The 22,638-nt window shown below is 47.9% G+C and carries 18 protein-coding genes; 4 read left to right on the plus strand and 14 right to left on the minus strand.

Annotation, left to right across the window (positions count from 1 at the left end; translation table 11 throughout):
• Position 1: 1 nt before the first annotated feature.
• Positions 2 to 529 (minus strand): T3SS (YopN, CesT) and YbjN peptide-binding chaperone 1, encoded by a 528-nt coding sequence (locus ACP2WE_RS01930; RefSeq protein ID WP_425213917.1) that lies wholly within the window; start codon positions 527 to 529, stop codon positions 2 to 4.
• 302 nt (positions 530 to 831) lie between these two features.
• Here ACP2WE_RS01930 and ACP2WE_RS01935 point away from each other — a divergent pair, with 302 nt between their 5' ends.
• The 3 genes from ACP2WE_RS01935 (at position 832) to ACP2WE_RS01945 (ending at position 6,542) form a co-directional block, all read left to right on the plus strand.
• A complete protein-coding gene (locus tag ACP2WE_RS01935; RefSeq protein WP_425213918.1) occupies positions 832 to 2,316 on the plus strand; it encodes a glycosyltransferase family 2 protein in 1,485 nt (494 codons plus the stop codon).
• 188 nt (positions 2,317 to 2,504) lie between these two features.
• Entirely contained in the window at positions 2,505 to 3,989 is a 1,485-nt protein-coding gene (locus tag ACP2WE_RS01940; protein WP_425213919.1) for a glycosyltransferase family 2 protein, read from the plus strand.
• Positions 3,990 to 4,106: 117 nt separating this feature from the next.
• Positions 4,107 to 6,542 (plus strand): single-stranded-DNA-specific exonuclease RecJ, encoded by a 2,436-nt coding sequence (locus ACP2WE_RS01945; protein WP_425213920.1) that lies wholly within the window; start codon positions 4,107 to 4,109, stop codon positions 6,540 to 6,542.
• Positions 6,543 to 6,600: 58 nt separating this feature from the next.
• Here ACP2WE_RS01945 and ACP2WE_RS01950 read toward each other — a convergent pair whose 3' ends face one another.
• The 5 genes from ACP2WE_RS01950 to mrdA form a co-directional block, all read right to left on the minus strand.
• Positions 6,601 to 7,827 (minus strand): RNA polymerase sigma factor, encoded by a 1,227-nt coding sequence (locus tag ACP2WE_RS01950; RefSeq protein WP_425213921.1) that lies wholly within the window; start codon positions 7,825 to 7,827, stop codon positions 6,601 to 6,603.
• A 6-nt stretch (positions 7,828 to 7,833) separates the two neighbouring features.
• Complete coding sequence (locus tag ACP2WE_RS01955) at positions 7,834 to 8,451, minus strand: glutathione S-transferase family protein (protein WP_425213922.1); 618 nt, start codon at positions 8,449 to 8,451, stop codon at positions 7,834 to 7,836.
• Positions 8,452 to 8,468: 17 nt separating this feature from the next.
• A complete protein-coding gene (locus ACP2WE_RS01960) occupies positions 8,469 to 8,804 on the minus strand; it encodes a YciI family protein (RefSeq protein WP_425213923.1) in 336 nt (111 codons plus the stop codon).
• A gap of 428 nt (positions 8,805 to 9,232) precedes the next feature.
• On the minus strand, positions 9,233 to 12,205 hold the full coding sequence (gene pruA / locus ACP2WE_RS01965) for an L-glutamate gamma-semialdehyde dehydrogenase (RefSeq protein ID WP_425214215.1): 2,973 nt from the start codon (positions 12,203 to 12,205) through the stop codon (positions 9,233 to 9,235).
• A 245-nt stretch (positions 12,206 to 12,450) separates the two neighbouring features.
• On the minus strand, positions 12,451 to 14,274 hold the full coding sequence (gene mrdA, locus ACP2WE_RS01970) for a penicillin-binding protein 2 (protein WP_425213924.1): 1,824 nt from the start codon (positions 14,272 to 14,274) through the stop codon (positions 12,451 to 12,453).
• Positions 14,275 to 14,362: 88 nt separating this feature from the next.
• On the opposite strand from mrdA, the gene ACP2WE_RS01975 reads away from it, so the two are divergent.
• Entirely contained in the window at positions 14,363 to 14,725 is a 363-nt protein-coding gene (locus tag ACP2WE_RS01975; protein ID WP_425213925.1) for a sll0565 family protein, read from the plus strand.
• Positions 14,726 to 14,841: 116 nt separating this feature from the next.
• Here the strand turns inward: ACP2WE_RS01975 and ACP2WE_RS01980 are convergent, their stop codons facing one another.
• From ACP2WE_RS01980 to ACP2WE_RS02015, 8 genes are all read right to left on the minus strand, one after another.
• Positions 14,842 to 15,138, minus strand: a complete 297-nt coding sequence (locus ACP2WE_RS01980; RefSeq protein WP_425213926.1) for a type II toxin-antitoxin system RelE/ParE family toxin — start codon at positions 15,136 to 15,138, stop codon at positions 14,842 to 14,844.
• A complete protein-coding gene (locus ACP2WE_RS01985) occupies positions 15,138 to 15,371 on the minus strand; it encodes an addiction module protein (RefSeq protein ID WP_330486228.1) in 234 nt (77 codons plus the stop codon). Before ACP2WE_RS01985 ends, ACP2WE_RS01980 begins: the two co-directional genes overlap by 1 nt.
• A gap of 359 nt (positions 15,372 to 15,730) precedes the next feature.
• On the minus strand, positions 15,731 to 15,982 hold the full coding sequence (locus tag ACP2WE_RS01990; RefSeq protein WP_425213927.1) for a BrnA antitoxin family protein: 252 nt from the start codon (positions 15,980 to 15,982) through the stop codon (positions 15,731 to 15,733).
• Positions 15,966 to 16,238 carry a BrnT family toxin gene (locus tag ACP2WE_RS01995; RefSeq protein ID WP_425213928.1) on the minus strand — a complete coding sequence of 91 codons (273 nt, stop codon included), beginning with the start codon at positions 16,236 to 16,238 and terminating at the stop codon, positions 15,966 to 15,968. The genes ACP2WE_RS01990 and ACP2WE_RS01995 overlap by 17 nt, the downstream gene beginning before the upstream one ends.
• Before the next feature lie 250 nt (positions 16,239 to 16,488).
• Positions 16,489 to 19,029 (minus strand): DEAD/DEAH box helicase family protein, encoded by a 2,541-nt coding sequence (locus ACP2WE_RS02000; RefSeq protein ID WP_425213929.1) that lies wholly within the window; start codon positions 19,027 to 19,029, stop codon positions 16,489 to 16,491.
• On the minus strand, positions 19,022 to 20,647 hold the full coding sequence (locus ACP2WE_RS02005) for an Eco57I restriction-modification methylase domain-containing protein (RefSeq protein ID WP_425213930.1): 1,626 nt from the start codon (positions 20,645 to 20,647) through the stop codon (positions 19,022 to 19,024). The genes ACP2WE_RS02000 and ACP2WE_RS02005 overlap by 8 nt, the downstream gene beginning before the upstream one ends.
• The gene (locus ACP2WE_RS02010; protein ID WP_425213931.1) at positions 20,644 to 21,666 is read right to left on the minus strand and encodes a PDDEXK nuclease domain-containing protein; all 1,023 of its coding nucleotides are present in this window, start codon (positions 21,664 to 21,666) and stop codon (positions 20,644 to 20,646) included. The genes ACP2WE_RS02005 and ACP2WE_RS02010 overlap by 4 nt, the downstream gene beginning before the upstream one ends.
• On the minus strand, positions 21,663 to 22,325 hold the full coding sequence (locus ACP2WE_RS02015) for an N-6 DNA methylase (RefSeq protein WP_425213932.1): 663 nt from the start codon (positions 22,323 to 22,325) through the stop codon (positions 21,663 to 21,665). Before ACP2WE_RS02015 ends, ACP2WE_RS02010 begins: the two co-directional genes overlap by 4 nt.
• Between the last annotated feature and the right edge of the window lie 313 nt (positions 22,326 to 22,638).

Genomic DNA, 22,638 nt, shown 5'->3' on the forward strand with positions numbered 1-22,638 from the left:
GCTAAATATCAAAATTTTGTCGAGAATTTTGCGGAGAAAAATCTGCTTGCGAGAAATTAGGGATAAAGGGTTTCCGTAGTGCCAATTTCCCAAGATGGTCGATTACGCGCCGACCACCCCATCGCGCCACGATTTCATCATCATAGCGATCGCCTGAGTCTAAAACTTCTTTCACAGCTAAGCTCAAATTGGTGCGATCGCAGGAGGTTCCTAACAGGGTGGCATGAATGCGAATATCGCCATCATCATCCATACTAAATCCACAAAAGTGGGCGCGATCGTTCAATTTTAATAAATATCGCAGCAGATCGGGGTCGATCTCGACATCGGTAACGACATAAGACCAGATGCTAATGATGGCTTCGGCTTCACCCCAGGGTAGCACTTCGATCGCTGCTGCCGTTGAGCCCTGTCGCAGCAAAAAAAGTGGTAAATCTTGAGCGGGAGTTGTAGCTCCTGCATAGATCTCCTTAACCCAGCCTGCTATCTTTTCGTAACAAGCCTGTTGTGCTGCATTTTGAAACATCATAGTTTGTCCACACGATCGCCCTTATCTAAGTTTACCGAAGGCGATCGACACCCATACGATAATAATGAAGTTATACCAATTTCTCTTGAAATTGCGACAGATCGGGTTTTGTGTTCCGCGCGGAGCGCGGTCTTTTCAAAAAGATGCGTTGCATCACTTTTTGAAAATGGTATTACCCTTATCAAAACTATGCAAAAAACAGACATCATTGCAGCATTACAAAATATGATTGCGGGCTGTCCGCTAGAAATCATCGAATGTATTCATTCCTTTTCCCAAGCTTAAAAAATAATGTTTGAGATATGACAACACAAGAACCTCTTATTACTATCGGTATGCCTATATATAACGAAGAGCGATTTCTTCGTAAAACCTTAGATAGTATTTTGGCTCAAGACTACAAAAATTTTGAATTGATTATTTCTGATAATGCTTCAGAGGATGAAACTCAAAATATTTGTTATGAATACGCTCAAAGAGATCCTCGTATTCGATATTTTCGTAACGATCGTAACATTGGATCGATTAAGAACTTTGCACAGGTATTACATCATGCAGAAGGTGAATATTTCATGTTTGCCGCAGGTCACGATTTATATCATCCTCAATTTCTTTCACAGTGCGTAACTGTGATGCGGCAAGATTCATCTATAGTTCTTTGTTATCCTCAAACTGCTTGGATCGATCTGCAAGATCGAGTACTTGGATTTTTCCTTGGGACTTTAGATACGCAAGGCATGTCGCAGGTGTCTCGATTCCAACATGTTTTGTGGGGATTGAACTATTGTTATCCCATCTATGGATTAATGCGTACTTCTGTTGTCCGTCATGTTAATCATGACCGCCTAATTATAGGCCCTGATGATTTGATGTTAGCCGAGTTGTCATTAATAGGAAGCTTTGCTTTTATTCCTGAGCCACTGCTTTCGATGCGTAAATTTGATGATTCTGGCGATTGGGGTGTTTACATAAAAAAAATATTTGTGGGCGACGTATTGCATCAGTCACCTGAGCAACTTGTTTTACAGATTCTTCAAGCCTACTTACAACTAGTACCAACCTATATCGAAGATCTCAACGATCGTGTAGTGGCTGTCTTATCAATTACTAGCTTTGTGATGTTGAAATCTAAATGGCTTCTTCAAAGACTTTCAGAAGTTACATTTTTACCAGTCGGAAGCGCTGAGGAAAAAGCTCAAATTCAGCATTTGTTTAGTCACCTTAGGATCTCTGCTCAGTCCTTGACAGATCGATTTTACACTTTCCCTGATTTGACAGAAGCTCCAGAATATAAGAACTTTCCTAATCCTGAAAATTCCATCAAGGTAGAGAACTTGGAGTCTTCTGCTACCGCAACACTTGACTCGCTCGGATCGCTGGATTTCAACGCGATCGTTTTTCCTAGTTGGCAAGATGGACTTGAAGCCGTTTATGCTTCCCTAAAGCCTGCGATCGCGAGCATACTTAATCATTCCCAACGCGATAGAATGGCTCTCCTAATCGATGTACATGCCATTGATTTTGAAACGGCTAATGACTTTCTCACAGAGTTTTTATTGGAAACGATCTTCCAAGAAGATCTCGATTTGGAAAAAGAGCCCCAGATTTCTTTAGTTCATGGGTTAAGTATCGAACAATGGCGATCGCTAAGGTCAAAGCTCAATGCTAGAGTCATTATCGATCGGGAAAATACTATTCGCATCAAGGAATTAGGCTTTAACGACTATCGATCTATTCATGCTTCTGACCTCTTAGCCACAGTCTTTGAAATTCCTCTGTCGCAATAAATTTTCTAAAAATGTACCAATAAATCTTTTCATTAGTAATCATGCGATATAGAGAGCGCAAAAGAAAGCTCAATGCTAAAATCTAGTTTGATATCAGAAATATCGAGTGAATCCAAGTATTTAATTTTATCCATTATCAGTGGTTCAATTCATTCCTTTTCCCAAGCTTAAAAAATAATGTTTGAGATATGACAACACAAGAACCTCTTATTACTATCGGTATGCCTATATATAACGAAGAGCGATTTCTTCGTAAAACCTTAGATAGTATTTTGGCTCAAGACTACAAAAATTTTGAATTAATTATTTCTGATAATGCTTCAGAGGATGAAACTCAAAATATTTGTTATGAATACGCTCAAAGAGATCCTCGTATCCGATATTTTCGTAACGATCGTAACATTGGATCGATTAAGAATTTTGCACAGGTATTACATCATGCAGAAGGTGAATATTTCATGTTTGCAGCAGGTCACGATTTGTATCATCCTCAATTTCTTTCACAGTGTGTAACTGTGATGATGCAAGATCCATCTATAGTTCTTTGTTACCCTCAAACTCATCTTATCGATTTAGAAGATCGAACCATTGTAGTTTTTCCTGGAAATCTAGATACACAGGGTATGACGCAGATGCCTCGATTCCAACATGTTTTGTGGGGATTGAACTATTGTTATCCCATCTATGGATTAATGCGTACTTCTGTTGTCCGTCATGTTAATCATGCCCACCTAATTATAGGCACTGATAATTTGATGTTAGCTGAGTTGTCATTAATAGGAAGTTTTGCTTTTATTCCTGCCCCTCTTTTCTCAATGCGTAAATTTGATGATTCTGGCGATTGGGGTGTTTACATAAAAAAAATATTTGTGGGCGATTTATTACATCAGTCCCCTGAACAGTTTGTTTTACAGATTCTTCAAGCCTACTTACAACTAGTACCAACCTATATCGAAGATCTCAACGATCGTGTAGTGGCTGTCTTATCAATTACTAGCTTTGTGATGTTGAAATCTAAATGGCTTTTTCAGATACTTTCAGAAGTTACATTTTTACCAGTCGGAACCCCTGAGGAAAAAGCTCAAATTCAGCATTTGTTTGGTCACCTTAGCATCTCTGCTCAATCCTTGACGGATCGATTTTACACTTTCCCTGATTTGACAGAAGCTCCAGAATATAAGAACTTTCCTAATCCTGAAAATTCTATCAAGGTAGAGAACTTGGAGTCTTTTGCTACCGCAACACTTGACTCGCTCGGATTGCTGGATATCAACGCGATCGTTTTTCCTAGTTGGCAAGATGGACTTGAAGCCGTTCATGCTTCCCTAAAGCCTGCGATCGCGAGCATACTTAATCATTCCCAACGCGATAGAATGGCTCTCCTAATCGATGTGAATGCCATTGATTTTGAAACGGCTAATGACTTTCTCACAGAGTTTTTATTGGAAACGATCTTGCAAGAGGATCTCGATTTGGAAAAAGAACCCCAGATTTCTCTAGTTCATGATTTAAGTGTCGAACAATGGCGATCGCTAAGGTCAAAGCTCAATGCTAGAGTCACGATCGATCGGGAAAATACTGTTCGCATCAAGGAATTAGGCTTTAACGACTATCCATCTATTCATGCTTCTGACCTCTTAGCCACAGTCTTTGAAATTCCTCTATCTGAGTAAATTCCCTAAAATGCACCAGTAGTTTTTTGCGCTCCCAAACCTTTCTCCCCAAAGAGCGATTGACTAAGCTACTATTACAAAGAATTCAAATCCCCAGCGATCGCGATTGAAATTTGTATGATTTGTTGGCAAATTCTTCCAACTTGTGAGCCTCCAGTGTGGTTAGCCGATCGCATCGGGAATTTTGCTGCCCAACTTTTGTGGCAACGCGGGATTAGAAAACCAGAGCAAGTGGAAGCTTTTTTATCGCCAGAGGCCTATCACCCGACCAGTGCTTTTGCTTTTGGGGCAGAGATGCAAGCCGCGATCGCTAGAATTCAACAAGCATACGCAACAGGTGAGAAAGTAGCGATCTGGGGAGATTTTGATGCTGATGGCATTACCGCCACATCGGTGTTATGGGAGGGATTGGGTGAATTTTTCTCACAATCGCAGCAATTGAGCTATTTCATTCCCGATCGCCTCACAGCATCCCACGGCTTATCCATAGAGGGGATCGATGCATTAAAGCAGTGGTTTCTAGAAAATTCCCATAAAAATTCCTATGAAGGTTCTCATGCAGATTCTGATAACAGTTCTCTTGAAGGTATAAGCAGTGATCGTTCCTCGGAATCTTGCGAACAGGGACAAGGCTTGATCGTTACCTGCGATACGGGCAGCACCAATCTAACTGAAATCCTCTACGCCAGCTCGCTAGGAATAGACATCATTGTTACCGATCACCATACCCTGCCTGCTGAACGTCCTCCTGTCACTGCCATTGTGAATCCTCGTTATCTCGATCCCGAGCATCCTCTGTTTCACCTCTCAGGTGTAGCTGTTGCCTATAAACTGATCGAGGCACTTTACGAAACCCTACCTGATGTGCCCCAGCAACCTCTTGAGAATTTATTAGACCTCGTGGCGATCGGTCTGGTTGCCGATCTGGTGCAATTGGTGGGGGACTGTCGCTATTTGGCTCAACGAGGCATCGAAGTCCTCAAGCAAAAATCGCGGCTCGGTGTGAAGTTTTTGTTAGAGCAGTGCAAAAAGGCAGGCGATCGCCCCACGGACATTAGTTTTGGGATTGCGCCGCGCATCAATTCGGTCAGTCGGATTTGGGGAGATGTGCGTAAGTGCGTGGAGCTGCTGACCAGTAAGGATGAAGCAAGATGTCAAGAATTGGTCAAATTAGCGGAACTCGCCAATACCCAACGCAAGGCACTACAAAAGAAAGTCTTTGCTCAGGTCAAAGCCAAACTCGATCGAATCGATCTTTCCACTATGGGAATTTTGGTGCTGGACGATCCGCAGTGGTCGGTGGGAATTTTGGGACTGGTTGCAGGTCAAGTTGCCAGTGAATATGGCAGACCCGTTATTCTCTGTACGATTGAGGATGAGGATGGCAAAAGTATCGCTAAAGGCAGCGCGCGATCGCCTTCGGGCATCGATCTATATGACCTAATTAAAGGGCAAGAGCACTTACTGTTGAGTTTTGGTGGACATCCACTGGCAGCGGGACTGAGTTTGCCTGCCGAAAATTTGCCTTTGCTACGGGAAGCCTTAAATCAGCGATTTTGGAGCCAGTACGATCTTTCCACAACTTCCCTAGATCGAACTTCAGGCAGAAAGGGGATTCTATCCAGCCTGCAAATCGATCTCGTCGTAAAGATTGCCGATCTTGGGCAGCAGCTATTTCGCGAACTAAAATTACTCGAACCCTACGGCATGGGAAATCCTGCGCCTAAGCTTTTGATTCAAAACTGCCACTTTGAGGATAAATTTAACGCCAATATCAAGAATATTCGAGGTCAGAAGGTTGAATACATTAAGTCCGAATTCTCTCTGGTCGATGAAACGGGTGAAATTCGCGGCGATTGGTGGGGGCATTACAGCTACGAGATTCCCGATGGGGTTTGTGATGTCGTCGTCGAGCTGATCGATAATTCCTTTAAAAAGACCTACGAAGTCAGAATCATCGATATTCATACTCAAGAAATTGTAACTTCAGAATTGGAACTTGCGAAGTCCATCGAAGATATCCCCACAGCATCAGCTAGCCCCTCAGATATCGCCATCCTAGACTGGCGCGGTAAGTCCACACCCTTGCCTGATGGCGTAATCGCTTGCGATCGCTGCCCGACGAGCTGGCAAGAAATTCACGCGCTGATCGAGATTGCCGCGCGATCGCAACAGCCTCTAGCTCTAATCTATCCCCCACCTGAAAATATGAGAGGCGGTGAGGCATGGCGGATTTTAGTGGGTATTGCCAAACACCTCGATCGCACGGGTAAAGTCATCGATCTCGATCGCTTGCAGTCCAAGTTGGGAATTCGCGATCCTAAAATTCTTCAAGAGGGTCTAACTGCCTTAGAAAGCTGTGGTTGGTTTGTGAATCAAATGGAAGGCGATTCCCAAAACGGGGATGCGTTCCGCCGGATTGCCATATCGAATCCTCCTCAAACTCTAGCTGCATCGTCATCAGCACAGAAATTTATCAAGTTGGTAAACGAACTAGCGTTTCAGCAGCAATTTTTCGATCGCCAAACAATTCAACTTATCCCAGTTTCATAGCAGCTTTGACTCCATTCAGCTCGTCAAGAAAGAGGCGTGCAGGAAAAAAGTGCTGCAATCATAATGGCAAGGACTGATGGAGAAGAAACTCGCGAATTGCGGAATCTTCGGTAAGACCGATCGCGCGCGCATAAGCCTGTCGAGCTTCAGATTTGTATCCTAGCTGCTTGAGTAAGTGCGCCTTTAGCGCCCAATAGGGTTGGTAATTTTTTACAGCTTCCGTAGGCAGAGCATTGAGCCGTGCGAATCCCTGTTCGAGTCCTTTTGCTTCGGCGATCGCTGCCGCATGACTTACCAATGCACCTAGCGTCGGTGAAAGCTGAATCAACCCTTCATATATCAATGCCAAGGCTTCCCAATTGACTTGCTCCGTCACGGCACGTTGGCTATGGATCGATTGAATCGCGGCTTCAAGCTGGAATCTTCCCATCTGCTTAAACGTTGCTGCCTGAGATAGTTCGGCTTCTGCTTCAGCGATCGTAGGCTGCGACCAAAGCTTGATATCTTGCTGTAATAGCGGGATATAGGCACCGCTAGCGGTGCGACGAGCATCGCGTCGGGCTTCGCAGTAGAGCATAAGGGCAAGTAATCCGCGTGCTTCGGGTTCTTGGGGCATTAACTGCACGCACAGGCGCGCTAGCCAGATCGCTTCCTCTGCCAGTCCTCGATGACGCGAATCGCCTCCATCCACAGTTTCCCAAGCATTGGTGTAAGCTGCATAGATCGCTTCTAACACGGCAGCTAATCGAATCGGTAATTCTTTCGCCGCTGGCAATTCAAATGCAATACCCGCATCGCGAATTTTTGTTTTTGCCCTGACCAATCGCTGACTCATCGTTGTAGGAGCAACTAGAAATGCCGATGCAATCTGTGCAGCATTCAGACCGAGAACAGTTTGCAGCATCAAAGGTGTATGAATTATGGAATCGATCGCTGGGTGGGCGCAAATAAATAGTAGCTTGAGGCGATCGTCTGGAAAGGTTGCTGTTTCTAAAGAAGGTTCTGTTTGCGATTCTATCTCGTTCAGTTTGAAAGTATCGAAAATTTTGTCGCGAACTTGCTTGCGTCTTCCCGCATCAATCAGACGATGTCGCGCTGCCACCAACAGCCAAGCTTCAGGATTTTTTGGAACTCCATTTTCTGCCCAAGTTTTTAGGGCAGTGAGGAAGGCATCGCCGAGGGCATCTTCGACGGCAGCTACATCCCGCGATCGCGCTGCCAGATAAGCAACCAATCTTCCATAGGAGTTGCGTGCTGCTAATTCTGCCGCTCGACGTGCATCCATCTGTTTTTAGCCCCTCGGTGCGGTTTGTTGCCAAGCTGGTAATTGCTCGATCCGCGCATACCATGCCTGAATATGAGGATAGTTTTCTAATGGAAATCGTGCAGGCACTGCATAGGTCAAGTCACTGGCAACGGAGAAGTCGGCTAAGGTCAAGGTGTTATTGACTAGGTATTCCCGATTTGCCAGATGATTATTCAAGGCGATCGCTTCTTTATGAAAGCGATCGCTTGCCTGCTGGACTACTTGCGGATTTGGTTCGTCCAGTTGCAACAAAGCCTTCACAAAGTTCTCGAACTGTAATGGCTGACAGACTTGAGACCAATGAGCCAGTTGCCAACTCTGCCAGCGCATGATATCAGCCCGAATTTGTGGATTTTCTGGCCAGAGAGAATTGGGAGTTTGACTAGCCAAGTATTGCACGATCGCTGTAGATTCCCAAAGGATAAAGTCGCCATCTTGCAGAACGGGCGTGCGTCCAGTGGGATTTAACTGGATAAATTCGGGATTGTATTGCTCGCGTTTCTCTAAGTCCACTAATCTCAGATCGATGGTCATCTGAAGATGAATGGCTACGGCATGGACTTTGCGGGTGTTGGGAGAGGGTGGGAAGTAATAGAGCTTCATAGAACGTTCTCCTATTCCTAATTCATGGGTAGTAAAGGACGTACTTCAACCGCGCAATTACTGGCGGCAGGGCAACGGGCGGCCCAGTCTAATGCGGTATCTAAATCGGGAACATCGATCACAAAAAATCCTCCTAGTTGCTCTTTGGTGTCGGCATAGGGACCATCTTGAACTTTTCGTTGTCCATTTTGGAGGCGTATCGTTGTGCCTGTGGAACTGGGATGAAGTGCCGCGCCACCCGCTGCTATTCCTGTCTCGGATAGGGCTTGAGAGTAGGCGTTGTATGCGGGCATGTATTTTTCGCGATCGCGGAAGTCTTGCTCGGTCTCGTAAACTAGAACTGCATATTTCATGGGAGTCTATCCGTTTGGGGTTTGATTAAAGCACAGATATTTTGATGCTTTATACCTCTATGACGAACGAGGCATCGCAATTTCGACAAAAGTAAAAAAATTGTTTTGTGAGTTTGAAAAATTGTGAGATGCAGCGATCGTAAGCAAGAAGCGATTGATGCTGATAAAATCTCACTAATAATGAAGGTAAAGCCGATGCCCTCGAACAAGTAGAAGTCCTCGCTAAAATTGCCGTTCGCGACAAGCCCGACGAAAACCAAACCTTGCTGGCAAGGCTATCAGAGCCTTAGAGCGCATCATCAGTGCATTTCTGCTATACAAATTATCGAAGCCGTCGGCCACTTTTTCGGCTTGGCTTAGGTGTTGATAGATACTGCACTTTATGATTTTATGCTTAGATCGGCAATTTTGTTTTTCTTCCAGATACTCTATTCAATCATATCCAAAGGCGCAAAGCCTTGACGTTGCGTGTTTTCGGTAATGACGCGAGGTTCGAGGAACTGGAGCAGATAGTCGGGGCCACCCGCTTTGGAACCAATGCCGCTGAGCTTAAAGCCACCAAAGGGTTGGCGATCGACCAAAGCCCCTGTGATACCGCGATTGACATAGAGATTCCCGACCTCAAATTCGCGATAGGCGCGATCGATGTGGGAAGGCGTGCGGGAATAGAGACCGCCTGTGAGGGCATAGGGGGTGTTGTTGGCGATCGCGAGAGCCTGCTCGAAACTCTCGGCTCTGATTACGGCAAGTACGGGGCCAAAGATTTCCTCTTGGGCGATCGCACTTTCAGGCTCGACTTCTGAGAGAATCGTGGGACTGACATAATAGCCATGCTCGGGAACGGGCATCTCTAGTGCCACCTTGGCGGTTTCATGTCCTTTGGCAATGTAGCTGCGAATCTTGGCTTGAGCCTCAGCATCGATCGCAGGACCCAGTTTGGTATTGGGAAGATGGGCTTCATTCACAACGAGGGAACGGGTTGCTTCCACCAGTCGATGTAGGAAGTTGTCATAGACAGGCGATAGCACGACCACTCTAGAACAAGCAGAGCATTTCTGACCAGCATAGCCAAAGGCAGAATTCATCACACCCACAACCGCTTGATCGAGGTCGCTACTTTCATCAATCACGATCGTGTTTTTGCCACCCATCTCAGCAATCACGCGCTTCATATGCTTTTGACCGGGGCGCAAAATCGCAGCATCGGCATAGATTTGACAGCCCACCTGTTGCGAACCTGTAAACGCAATCAAATGCACGTCGGGATGTTTGACCAAATGCGCTCCCACTTCCGAACCGATGCCGGGAAGATAGTTAAATACTCCTTTGGGCATTCCAGCGGCTTGCAGGACTTCGACGATTTTTGCCCCCACCACAGAGGACTGTTCGGCGGGTTTAAGAATTACGGTATTGCCTGCGGCTAGAGCAGCAACACTCATGCCTAAAGCGATCGCAAAGGGAAAGTTCCAAGGAGAAATCACCACCACCACACCACGGGGCTGATAGATATAGGTGTTATCTTCGCCGGGGACATTGCGCTGATGGGGTTGAGAAATTCGCTCCATTTCCTTGGCATAGTAGCGACAGAAATCGATCGCTTCTGAAACTTCCGCATCGGCTTCACGCAAGGGCTTGCCTACTTCCCAGACAATCCATGCCGTCAGTTCTGCCCGTTGTGCTTCCATTAGATCGGCAGCCTTACGCAGAATATCCCCTCTAGATTTTGGAGACAGCTTTTTCCATGCGGGGAATGCCTGTTTCGCTGCTGTAACTGCTAGATCGGCTTGGGGAATGCTTGCCAGTCCGATCTTACCCACCACCTGCTTAAAGTTAGAGGGGTTGAGCGATTCCACAAAGGATGCCGTTGGGATGGATTCCCCATTGATGACAGGGAAATAGGTCTTACCAAACTGATGGAGAACAGATTGGATGGCTTTTTCCGCCGCAGTTCTCTCGCGATCTTGGGAATAGTCAGCGTCGGGAGCATTGACAAAGCCATCGAAGGCAATATGTCGGGATTTCCCATCCGTGGTTTCCATCGTGGGAATCGCCACCAGTTCGTCGATAGGACGAGATTCATTCACGCTTAGGCGCAAAAACGAACTGTTTGCCGTATTCTCTAACAAGCGCCGAATCAGGTAGGACATGCCCGGAATTAGATCGCCAAAGGGACAGTAAATTCTCACCCGATAGCCCAGATCGGCGATCGCTTTGGCAAATTTATCACCCATGCCATAGAGTGCTTGAAGTTCAAAATTGCGGCGCGGAATCTTTAAGGTCTGGGCGATCGCGATCGCTTTGGCGAGAGAACGCACATTATGACTGCCCACTGCGGCGTAGAGATAGTTATGATTCTCTAATAGAATTTCAATCAAGCGCTCGTAGTTGGCATCGGTAGAGCTTTTCTGGGCAAAAACAGGTTGATCCCATCCCTGTTGGTATGCCTTGATCGTTTCTTGATCCCAATAGGCTCCCTTGACGAGGCGCACGGTCACAGGTTTACCCCGTTTTTTTGCCCATGCCACCAGCCCTAACAAATCCTGTTCGCTATCGCGCAAATAGCCCTGCAAAGTAATCCCGACATCGGTGCGATCGCAAAATTCGGGTTCCGTTAAAACCTGCTTGAGAATTTCTAGGGTGAGGTTTTTATAGGCATACTGTTCCATATCAAAATGGACACCACAGCCCAATTCCTTCGCTTTTCTAAGTAAGGTACGAACGGGTTCGCTCACCTTTTGGGTCGTGGTAACTGGATCGAGCGGATCGAATTGCGAATAGAAAGCACTGAGTTTTACCGAAACCTGAACCCTCGGTAGAATTTCGCCATCGGCTAGATCGATTTGCTCGATGACCTGCCAAGACTTGGCTTTAGCCGTTAGCTCCGTCATCATCTGTACATAGCGTTCTAGGTATGACTGCGCTTCCACTTCACTAATCACGGCTTCTCCGAGTAAGTCCATCGTGAAGCAAAAGCGATCGCGTCGTAATTTTTCAATGTTTTTGATCGCCTCCCCTAAGTTAGCGCCGCTGATGTAGCGCCGGGCGAGGGATTCAACCGCAGCAGAGAGGGTGGTCGCCGCCACGATCGCTGTAGGGGAGTTAGGATTATCGGTACTAAAGTTAAGCAGTGATTTGAGCGCAGGCACTTCCACCGCATCGCTGGCGAGATATTCCTGCATATGACGTGCGGTTTCGGGTTTGCTGCGTAGGGCAGGCAAACAGTCAATCAGGCGAAACATCTGTACCCGCAGCCCTTCATTTCCCATTGCCCAAGCCATCAGCTTGTCGTCTAGACGCAAATCATCCTTAAGCTTTGTCCAGAAGGAACCTTTACTAGCTTCTAAAATTTTCTGGGCAATTTCACGGGTTTTTGCCTCATATGGGGTTGAGGGATTCGACATATTCACAACTGGATCGATTAGGGGTAGATTTGCTGGCGTAACCACAGTGGTTGAAACTCCTGTATCTGCGGAAATCCAGTATATCTATTTTCCCACTTCAATAGGAGCTTATGCCATAGGGATTCAACGCAGCAAAACTAGTTACGTCAAGAATTCATCACAATTGGAAGCGAATCATTTCTTCATGAAGTCAAGAATTTATTGCGAATAAGACCAGCTCATACCAGTTTCAATTGCAATTGGCATTATTGATTCAAGGTAGGAACGGGTGGGTTATTGGGCGTATTGGGTTGCGTCTTAATCTTCATGTAGGCTTCGATGACTTTCACGGCGATCGGCCCTGCGAGCGTACTACCACCACCGCCGGCATTTTCGGCAAAAGCAGTAACGACAATTTCTGGGCTCTCAAAGGGCGCAAAACAAGTAAACCATGCATGGTTGGGACGGGGAGGATCTTCGGCTGTGCCCGACTTACCTGCCATGGCGACCTCTTCTGAGTTAAGTGCATTGGCAGTGCCAATCTGGAAGACTGCACGAAGAGCTTGTCGCAAGGCTTCTAGGGTGCTAGGTGCTAGATTAAGTGACTTGCGCCATTCCTTGGAGGCTGTATCTTCGAGCAAGAGATGCGGTTTGATCAAATACCCTCCATTCGCGGGTACAGAGACCATCATCCCCACTTGCAGTAAATTTGCCTGCACATCCCCTTGTCCGATCGACATATTGATCGTGTTGCCTTCAAACCAAGGCTCCTTAATTGTCTTCAGCTTCCATTCTGGGTCAGGCACGAGCCCAGCCGCCTCTTCACTGGCAAGCTCTATACCTGTATGGGCTCCAAATCCATACTTGCGCGCCCATTCCGCCAAAGATTTCTCACCTACACGCCGACCCACCTGTCCAAAAAAGGTGTTGCTACTGTAAGCCATTGCCTCAGAGAAACCAATCGTGCCAAACCCTGCCTTGTTGTGATCCCAAAACTGAAAGCCGCCCACATCCAGATAGGCGTAGGTCGGCAACAGATCGTTGGGTGAAAACACCTTAGACTCTAGCCCAGCTGTCATTGTCACCACTTTAAACGTACTAGCAGGAGGATATCCCTGTAAAGCACGATTGACGAAGGGGTGATCGGTAGATTGCAAACGCGCCCATGTTGCTTCTGAAATTTTTCCCGAAAATACATTTGGATCGAAGGTGGGATGACTGACCATTGCCAAGATCTCGCCATTATTGGGATTCATGGCAATAATCGCACCCTTGATCTCACCCAAGGCTGCCTCTGCGGCTTTTTGTAAATCGAGGTCGATGGTTAAGCGCACCGCATTGCCCGGTTTAGGTGTCTTTTGTCCTAGGACGCGCAACACCTTGCCCATGGCATCTACTTCTACCTGTTGCCCGCCCCACTCTCCGCGCAATATCGACTCAAAAGCATCTTCTACACCAGCTTTACCCATAACATCCCCAGGTCGATAGCCTTTCTCGCGGCGGTTTTTTAAATCGTCAGAGGTGAGCTCGCCTGTATAGCCAAGAACATGGGCAGCAACATCACCGTTGGGATAGTAGCGCACCGCCTCAGGATCGACTTTGACTCCGATCAGTTCGCGGCTATGCTCGGATAGTCTCGTTACCAACTTGGGGCTAATTGCGGCGGCGACGCGGACTAAGCTGGGTGAATTGTAGCCTTCCTGTTCGAGTTTCTCGGCAATCTTATTGGCTGGTACTTCCATAAGTTCTGCCAAGCGATCGATGGTGGCTGGCCATTTTTCCTTGGGTTGGGCGATCGGCCATAGATAAATTGCGTGGGCAAGTCGGCTCGTCGCCATAATATTCCCTTTGCGATCGAAGATGCGTCCGCGTTCGGGTGCCTTGGCAATTAGCCTTATTCGATTATTTTCAGCAAGTTGTCGGTTGCGATCGCCTTCGATTAACTGCAAATAACCAACCCGTCCCCCTAAAATGCCAATTAAGACGATCGCGCTCAAGATAAACATCACCGCCACCCGCATTCCTTTTCCGACGGTGCGCGTAGATTCTGTGGGTAATGTGACCGTTGGTTTGTTTGGGGTTAGGGTCATAGGTTAACTCAGTATGAGTATTTTAGGATTGGCAACTGAACTGCTATAGAATGCAGGGGATTACTTAATTTTACCGTTTTATTCTTTTGTGTCAGCAGGTAAGCCGTCAGAGTGGGATGAATTAGAGGCGCAGTTGCAGCAAGCCGAGCAACTGTTGCAAGAGGTAAAGCAAAGATTGTCGCAGGTTAAGACTGGACAGCGCGATCGCCAAGCACTCCAACAGCAGCAAGCCGATCTGCAAGCAGAAATTAAGCAGAATTTACCCTCAGAGCAGAAGGCACAACTCAAGCAAGAACTCGACAAAATTAACGAACAACTCGAATTGGTTGAGGTAGACCTAGAAAGTCGGTTGCTATCTTGGAATAGTTTTCGCGAACCCTTTTGGCAAATCGTGCGGTTTGGTGGGGTAGGCGTATTACTGGGCGTATTGCTCAAAAGCTGTGCGGGTTAAACTTAAGAAATCGCCAATAACTTCTCGGAACTAAGCAACGAAGCAAAACATTTCTGATTGCCTAATCTTTGCTCGAAACAGACAACTTTAACGGTGCGATCGCTTTTGGTATAACGTTAGACCCGATCTTGCCACACCTGCGGGTCGCGCTTACTGTGAAACACTGCCAGTACCACAACCCGATCGGGTTCAACCTTATACAGAATTAGGTATGGAAACTTACGAACAACTGCGCGTCGAACATCCTCGTAAATAATCTCATAGGCTTCTGGCAATGACTCAATGTGTTCCAATATCTCAGCAACACACATGAGAAAGTCAACTCCAAGCCCTGTTCGCTGTTGCTCGTACCAATCAAATGCTTCGTCAAATTCAGCCTGTGCCTCAACCCGAAATACGATCGGCAAACTCATTAATGTATCCCTGCTCTAGCAAGTGCCTGAGCTTTAACATTGTGCCAAGAGACTACTGCTTGAGGATTAATTTTGTGGTCAGTAAGACGGCGTGATAACTCTTGGCTCTGCGCCTCTGTTAGCTCAAGTTGTCCTGGCTCTGCACTGATGCTGTCCCAGATAGCTTGAACTAGCCAAATGCGATCGTCAATGGTTAGTGCTTTGACTTGTAATAGGGTTGTGGATAGATCCATAGCTATACCTCTCAAATGGAGCCAATAGTAATCTATATCTTAGCTTGAGAGTTTGCTGTAGCGTTATTAAGTAAGTCCTAATCGTTAGGACATAATAAAGCTTAGAAATAACAAGGGGCTTAAGCCCCTTAACCCTAATGACTGTAGCTATAAAACGTAGCAATAGTAGCAACTAACGAAGTCCACTATTTTTGATTGCCTATATCTTTGCTTGAAACAGACAACTTTAACGGTGCGATCGCTGTTGGTATAGCGGTGAAGTTGTGCGGCGGCAAGTATTTTCGAGTCACTGCTAGAGTGTTGAGGCCATCCGCTGCACGCCCTGGTTAGACAATGCAGGAAGACCAATAAACACTCAATCACATCACTGCACGAAGTTCCTCTTGAATAACTCGGCGTAGGGTGTCTTCATCTAGGGGCTGCTTAACCTTTTCTAGATACTGCCGTAAAGCTTCATTCATCATAGTTTGATACCCTTTGCCAGCAGAATCACCTCGTTCTCGAAAGGTTTCTAACACATCATCATCAATATAAATTGTGATGCGAGTTTTGCCTGTTTGGGGAATAACAGCACCCCGCTTGGCTTGACTAAAATCATATTCCGCTTTCATACTTTTGCCTCTCAGAACGGGTCGCTGAACGGGCTGAAATCAGGCGAACACGATTTCCTCGATCCGTATAGACCACAACTAGCAAGCGCCAGAGATGATCCATTCCAATCACAATAAACCGCTGTTCTCCTTGAGCCGTCGTATCTTCAAAAGAAAGCGCATTCGGATCGAACAAAACTGACTCTGCGTCAGAAAAGCGCACTCCATGCTTTTGCAGATTGGTAGCTGCTTTGTTCGGATCCCATTCAACTTCCATGCATACATTATATGCATAAGAACGAGCTTTATGCTAGATGATTGTCTGAGTAGGTCTAACGGTGAAGTTGTGCGACGGTAGACAAGTCTGAACTCTGACCAATAAACTATGTTCCGTCCGCACCAACGCAGTGTTGGGCTGCGTTGCTACATCACGCTAACTGAGTAAGCCCGAACTGCTTCTCATCAAGAGCTACATTTACCATAAAAAACGCCCAGCATTTACAAATTACTAGCTTCTTCTACCATGCTCATTCCTTTGCTACTACGGTATCGTACAGCCCATAATGGGTCAACTCTGGATGGCTTTCGATACCCGTGTAGCGGAGTGATGCATCTTCATATCGCCGGAATGCAAACACGGCCTGGTTCATGTGCTCGGTATTGAATACCTTGAGCTGCACGAGTAAATGGAAGTCCTTTACGGTCAGGCCCGTGACGGTCAGGAACAAATCTGGCTCTAACTTGGTGATCACATCCTGTAGCGTGTTTTCCCGGAAGTCGGTTAGGTACATAAACGCCGGGATGCGGGTGGCGAACTTGATCAGTTTCTCCTGGATTTGCTTGCGCTTGGACTTGTACTCTTTTTCCTCGTCGCTAAGCTCTTTCTTCTCATTGGGCGTGAGATCCGTTTCCTTAGCCTTGTTCTTGAGCCCTTTTACCTTATCGCTCTTGTTGATGATCGTCTCAATGATGTTGTCGCCCAATGCGCGCCAACCTTCAATGCGCTCTACGGCGGCCAGTGCTTCGGGGTTATTCAGAATACGGCGTAGGGTGTCGTTGTCCACGTTCACCAGTAGGGCGCTCTCCCATTTGCGGGCTAGCAGGGTGGCTGAGGTTCCGGCCATCGCAATGTCGAGAATGCCGCCCGCGTCAATCTGGGTCATGTTGGCACCGTCATAGGCCAGCACGGGCAGAAAAGATACGAGATCTTTGACCGCGTTTTCCGGGTTTGGCTCGTCGGGCGCAAGGCCGATGCCATACTCCGAGAGCTGTCGTAGGGCACGGGTGGGAGCAAAGTCGAACACGAAACAGATGGGCTTGAGGATCTCTTCTTCGTTTGGGTTGTCGCCGTTAGGGTTCTTGATCGACCACGGCGACTGCACCCGAAACGCGGCCTGAAAGTAGGTCTCTGGTGATTTTAGGTTGCGTAGCATCAGAATGGATGACCATTGTGCCACTGTCACGCCTGTGGTGAGCTTGCCGCAAGATAGAGTAATGGTTTTGGTCTCGAAGCCGCTGCCGATCGCCTGTCGCACGGGGGGCAATGCCTCTAGTCCGATGCCTGCTGAGGTGCCAGCGGCAACGATCGCCCGATAGTCGTGCCAAAAGGTGTTTTGTCGTTCTGTTAGCAGGTTGGACATGGCGTGGCAGGCAGCCACATTGGGCAAGAACCAGAAGGAATGCTGTAGGTAAGGCAGCAGACGCACATCGGAGTAGGGAAAAGGTGGCCGCGTGCCGGTCTTTAGATTTTCGACGGACTGAGGAGCGTACCCGCCGCGAATGATGTCTAACCACTTTTGCACGTCGCTTTTGTGCTTAAACTGTGCTACTTTTCCAGTCCCAGATGCCTCAAAAAAAGCATTGAGATCAAACTCGTCGAACTCTCCGGCGCTGGCAATTGCAATCAATTCGTCCGGCATCTGGTAGGTCAGCAGTCGCATCTGGGGGAGGGCAGCGTAGGGGTTCCGCTGGTCAGGATGGTTGGTCGCAAAGTTTTCCTTAGCGCGCTGCTCGTCGGTATAAGTCCAGTTAAATATCTGCTCTTCGATAAACTCGCCTGTGGACAGCGCCCGGAACGGTGTGCCTGACAGGTAAAGGTAGGCTTTGGTGGTGATGGGGAGAAACTCTACCTCATTTTCCAATGGCTCCTGCAAGTCGGCGATTCTCTCCTTCAGACGCTTATCATCATCAAGTCGAGCCTCTTCCCGATAAATCGCTTCTTCTTCGCCCTCAAACAGCTCCTTGGCGGTTTCCCGCCACGCGCCAAAGTGGTACTCATCAAAGACGACGAGATCCCAGTTGATTATATGAATCCACTCGTTTTTAACCTTGATGTTGCCTGTCTTACTATCACGACCGAGCAGGTCTTGGAAGGAGCCGAAATAGACGACGGGATTGCGGCGATCGATCTGGGTGGGATCGCCACCGGAGGATTTGGACAAGTACTGCCACCCGTCAAAGTCTGCGTGAGATTCTAGGTCAGTTTGCCATGCATCTTCGACGGCAGGCTTGAATGTAACTACGAGCACTCGCTTGGCACCGAGCTTTTTGGCAAGCTGGTAGGTGGTGAAGGTTTTGCCGAAGCGCATTTTGGCATTCCACAAAAAGCGGGGGACGGCTTGCCTGTCCTCGTTCCAGAGGTCATGGAAGTAGGCGTGGGTTTTGTTGACGGCTTCGGACTGTTCCCGGCGCATGGGAAAGGTGGCGTGGTGGGTGCCAGTGAACCGCTGGCCTGTGCGCAGTTCTGTGAGGACAGTCTGCACATCGGCAACGGTGCAGCGCATCCATTCGAGTTCAGGGTTCTCGAATCCCTTTTTAACCAGTGCGGCTCGTACTTCGTGGTCGGTGAAACTGCTGCCATCGGTGCGATCGGCAGGTTCATCTAGTTCGATACGGTAGTTTTTGATGGCGGCGGTTTTGAGCTGCTCGGCAACACGCTGCTGTACATTCCGGGTGGTTTGCCCCACCTTCAGAAGTCCTTGGTGCGCTTCATCGTCAATGGAATAGGCATAAACCCGCAGCCGTGCTTCGGGCTTTGGTGTAAGGATTTCTTCGATCGTCTTAGTCATCTTCAGAGGCTCCTGTGAGATCCATTGGACGAACAACCTTCTCAATAAAGGCGATCTCACTAGCTGAGATGCCATATTTTGCGTAGAGATCCTCGTCTGTCCACTTCCTAGTCCAATCCTGAGTTGGCACAAAGGTATAAACCTTGCGCGTGATGTGTTGGGAAGGTTTGTGCAGAAGAATTAGAAGTCGAGTTAGCCGACAGGAGAGATAGGACAAAGCACTTTCCACTTCGCTCCTTGAGTCGAACGAACCAACGCAAAGATAAGTCTCTGAAGAGATACTGCCCGGCTCTCCAACAAATGGGGTGCTGATGATTCTGTGAGGATAGGTATCTTTATTGCCTGTTCCTGGGGCAGCGTAGCCCATGAAAATCTTCCACTTGTCGATGAAGTGAACGCCAGTCGATACTTCGCTTCTGGAAATGTACCCCGTACCGCCGTTCTGATAAACCAAAACGTCACCATCACCCTTGGCAACCTTGCCTTTGAACGTTGTATCTAACCCAAACGGCTTTCTAGAACTAACCAATTGGTCAAAACGCTTGCTTTCAGGCAGCGACAACAAGTCAGCATTCCCGGTCTCGACCGCCATAACTTTCTTAAGGATGGATAGCCCCTCATTAAATCGGATAAATACATCTGCACCCTCTTCAAGAAGCGGGCGGGTAGCTGTGGATACAGGCCAATCTTTGAAATGGGTAGAAACTTCGCAGAGTCCAGGATTGTTCCGATCCCAAAGAAAATAGCAAACGCCACCCTTAAGCCCCACGCCCGGAAAGACATCCGAGGCACTGAGAAAGTCATAGATGGAACGCAGGCGATCATCGGAGAGCATTGATTCTCTGAACTCATCTAACCCCTTGCCACCTGCAAACCAACGAGCAGGAATAATCATCAACAGATAGCGTGGCTCCAACGCCTTAGCCTGCTCTACAAAGTGCTGATAGATGGGCGCTGCACTGGTTCCAAAGCCACCATCGCTGAGTTGATACGGTGGATTGCCAATAATCACATCAAATTGCATATCGTCTCCAAATATCTCGGCTACCCGAGTCTTTATGTTGTCAGAATGAATGAACCCATAGGCATAGGTTTCCAATCCTTCACCCCGGTCAAGGATCTCCTGACTCGACCCACAATACACACACTTTCCATTTTTCCACGTATGCTCCGTGCGCTCAAACCAGATGTTCCCCTCATCCCTAACAAACCCCTTGGCAACGGAATGCTCCCCATTGGCGTGCTTGCTGCAATACACACTCCGCCGCGCCAGAAAACTGGTGAGCTGAGTAATGCCAATGCCAAACACCTGCTTTGTGACAATGTGATTCACCCGCTCCTGAAGGTCTGGAATTTCTGCCCTTAGCCCCTCCGTCAGACGGCTGGTAATCTCCCGCAAAAACACCCCCGACTTCGTGCAAGGATCCAGAAACCGCACCGTCTTGTCTGCCCACAGGTTAGCACCGCCATGATTCGCCGCCCACGCCTCCGCTACCGTATCCAGCATCCGGTTCGCAAACTCCGGCGGCGTAAACACCTCATCATTTGAGAGATTGGCAATGCAGGTCAGCACATCCGGGTTCCGCCCCCGCAGCGCAAAACCAACCTGAGTATTCATAGCGTCTCCCCCCCTTCTGATTGCGACCAATCGAGAATGTGCCGCCGCTCCAATTCAGCCTGAAGCTCCTCCTCACTGGGCAGTACAAGGCGGTATTTCGAGGCGAAGAGCTGCTGACTCTCGCTAAGAACGGAGTAACGCACGAGAGTTTCGTCCTTGTCGGCACAAAGGATGATACCCAACGTGGGGTTGTCATCTTCGCCCCGTTTGAGGTCGTCAAACATCCTCACATACATATCCATCTGGCCGATGTCAGCATGGGTGAGTTTCCTGATCTTCAGGTCAATGAGGACAAAGCACTTGAGCAGGTAATTATAGAAGACAAGATCGATATAGAAGTGGGTGGTCTCCGTACTGACCCGAAACTGGCGACTGACAAAGGAAAACCCCTTGCCCAGTTCCATTAGAAAATCACGCAGGCGAGTGACAAGGGCATCTTCGAGCTGGCGCTCGCTAAAATCGCCGCGATCGGGCAGATCGAGAAATTCCAGAATGTAGGGATCTTTGAGTAAATGCAGCGGGTTGGGCTTCTGGTGAGCCGGAATGTCAGATTCAGGAGCCTGTAGAAGTCGCTGGTAGCTGCGGGTCTCGATAGCTCTAGACAAAACCCGCGAACTCCATCCCTGTCGAGCAGTTTCTTCAATGTAGTAGTCACGCGCCTGCGAATCTTCAACCCGCATAATCAACCGCCAGTGAGTCCAACTCAATTCGCTACGCAGCGCGTAGTGTTTTCCCGCGTCGGCGAAGGTCAGGTAGAACTGCCTAAAATTCCTGAGGTTGGCGACAGACATGCCCTGACCAAATTCTTCCCCAAGGGCACGGGCAAGGTGGTGGATGAGCTGGCTGCCGTATTCAGCACGGGCGGCTCCGCCCTGCTCCTCCTCAACAATGCGACGACCGATGCGCCAGTAGGCATCCACCATAGCAGTGTTGGCGGCGGCATAGGCTTTCCCTCGCGCCTCTTGCAAAATGGCACGGACATCATTAAGCAGACTCGACAACGACGGGGACTCTGTCACAGGCTTATCCCTCCTGCTTTGGTATCGATCGGCTTAGCAGCAGCCAGATCGCTCACCGTCATCGGCGGGTAGGTCTTCATCGGCATAAAGATCTCATGCTTACCTAGATGGGCAAAGAGCGAATCCTCCGCGCTAAAGGTCGATGAAAGGGTGAGACTATCAAAGCGAAAGTCACGCCGCTGAAATCGGCCCTTACCCAAGTAGCCCCACTCTGCAAAAGTAATTGCTCGATCGTCTTGAGTACGCATCGTCAGAGCATCGCCATGTATTAGGTTCTGCGATAGCACATAGAATGCCGCCCGGTAGCAATCGTCCGCCTCATCCAGATTCAGGTAATCAGCAAAGATCTCCAGCACATTGGCGCGACACTCAGCAATGTTGTCCGCCAGCAGCTCGACACCGTAAATGCACATTAGCCCCAGCAGCGCATAGTGCCGCCGCTCGAAATCAGACTTGCCATACTTAAGTTCTACAGCAGCAAGCTTGCGCTGCAAGATCTTTACCAAGAAATTGCCACTTCCACAGGCTGGCTCCAAAAAGCGGGAGTCAATGCGCTCCGTTTCGTCTTTTACCAAGTCGAGCATCGCTTCAACCATCCATGCCGGGGTAAAGACCTCTCCATGGTCGGCGACACGTTGTTTTGACTTGATATCGTTCATGGGCTAATAAATTAACTTCGGGCGATGTTTCCCTATGATAATCGCAACCCAACATGAGGATCGCTGAAATAGGGATCTCGATTTAACCCACCGATTCCGACTACTCTATCTTTCACTGACGCTGTAAGTAGCACTTCACCCAACTTATCAAAGTAATTCAGACCACTAAAGTGCTCGTAAATCAGCCGTTCAACAAACCGAAATCACTGGGAAAAGCTTTTCTAAACGAGATGATTAATTGATCCTGTCCGAATTTCTGAAATACGATCGATGTCGATCCGTTTCTAGGAAAATTGTTCGATCGCGGACGCGA

It is taken from the genome of Tumidithrix helvetica PCC 7403, from assembly GCF_965232925.1.
Classification (GTDB): Bacteria; Cyanobacteriota; Cyanobacteriia; order Pseudanabaenales; family Pseudanabaenaceae; genus Tumidithrix; species Tumidithrix helvetica.

Excerpts from the sequence above, each read along its gene's own strand:
- ACP2WE_RS01930 (WP_425213917.1), bottom strand. The coding sequence starts at position 529 with ATGATGTTTCAAAATGCAGCACAACAGGCTTGTTACGAAAAGATAGCA.
- ACP2WE_RS01935 (WP_425213918.1), top strand. The coding sequence starts at position 832 with ATGACAACACAAGAACCTCTTATTACTATCGGTATGCCTATATATAAC.
- ACP2WE_RS01940 (WP_425213919.1), top strand. The coding sequence starts at position 2,505 with ATGACAACACAAGAACCTCTTATTACTATCGGTATGCCTATATATAAC.
- ACP2WE_RS01945 (WP_425213920.1), top strand. The coding sequence starts at position 4,107 with ATGATTTGTTGGCAAATTCTTCCAACTTGTGAGCCTCCAGTGTGGTTA.
- ACP2WE_RS01950 (WP_425213921.1), bottom strand. The coding sequence starts at position 7,827 with ATGGATGCACGTCGAGCGGCAGAATTAGCAGCACGCAACTCCTATGGA.
- ACP2WE_RS01955 (WP_425213922.1), bottom strand. The coding sequence starts at position 8,451 with ATGAAGCTCTATTACTTCCCACCCTCTCCCAACACCCGCAAAGTCCAT.
- ACP2WE_RS01960 (WP_425213923.1), bottom strand. The coding sequence starts at position 8,804 with ATGAAATATGCAGTTCTAGTTTACGAGACCGAGCAAGACTTCCGCGAT.
- pruA (WP_425214215.1), bottom strand. The coding sequence starts at position 12,205 with ATGTCGAATCCCTCAACCCCATATGAGGCAAAAACCCGTGAAATTGCC.
- mrdA (WP_425213924.1), bottom strand. The coding sequence starts at position 14,274 with ATGACCCTAACCCCAAACAAACCAACGGTCACATTACCCACAGAATCT.
- ACP2WE_RS01980 (WP_425213926.1), bottom strand. The coding sequence starts at position 15,138 with ATGAGTTTGCCGATCGTATTTCGGGTTGAGGCACAGGCTGAATTTGAC.
- ACP2WE_RS01985 (WP_330486228.1), bottom strand. The coding sequence starts at position 15,371 with ATGGATCTATCCACAACCCTATTACAAGTCAAAGCACTAACCATTGAC.
- ACP2WE_RS01990 (WP_425213927.1), bottom strand. The coding sequence starts at position 15,982 with ATGAAAGCGGAATATGATTTTAGTCAAGCCAAGCGGGGTGCTGTTATT.
- ACP2WE_RS01995 (WP_425213928.1), bottom strand. The coding sequence starts at position 16,238 with ATGGAAGTTGAATGGGATCCGAACAAAGCAGCTACCAATCTGCAAAAG.
- ACP2WE_RS02000 (WP_425213929.1), bottom strand. The coding sequence starts at position 19,029 with ATGACTAAGACGATCGAAGAAATCCTTACACCAAAGCCCGAAGCACGG.
- ACP2WE_RS02005 (WP_425213930.1), bottom strand. The coding sequence starts at position 20,647 with ATGAATACTCAGGTTGGTTTTGCGCTGCGGGGGCGGAACCCGGATGTG.
- ACP2WE_RS02015 (WP_425213932.1), bottom strand. The coding sequence starts at position 22,325 with ATGAACGATATCAAGTCAAAACAACGTGTCGCCGACCATGGAGAGGTC.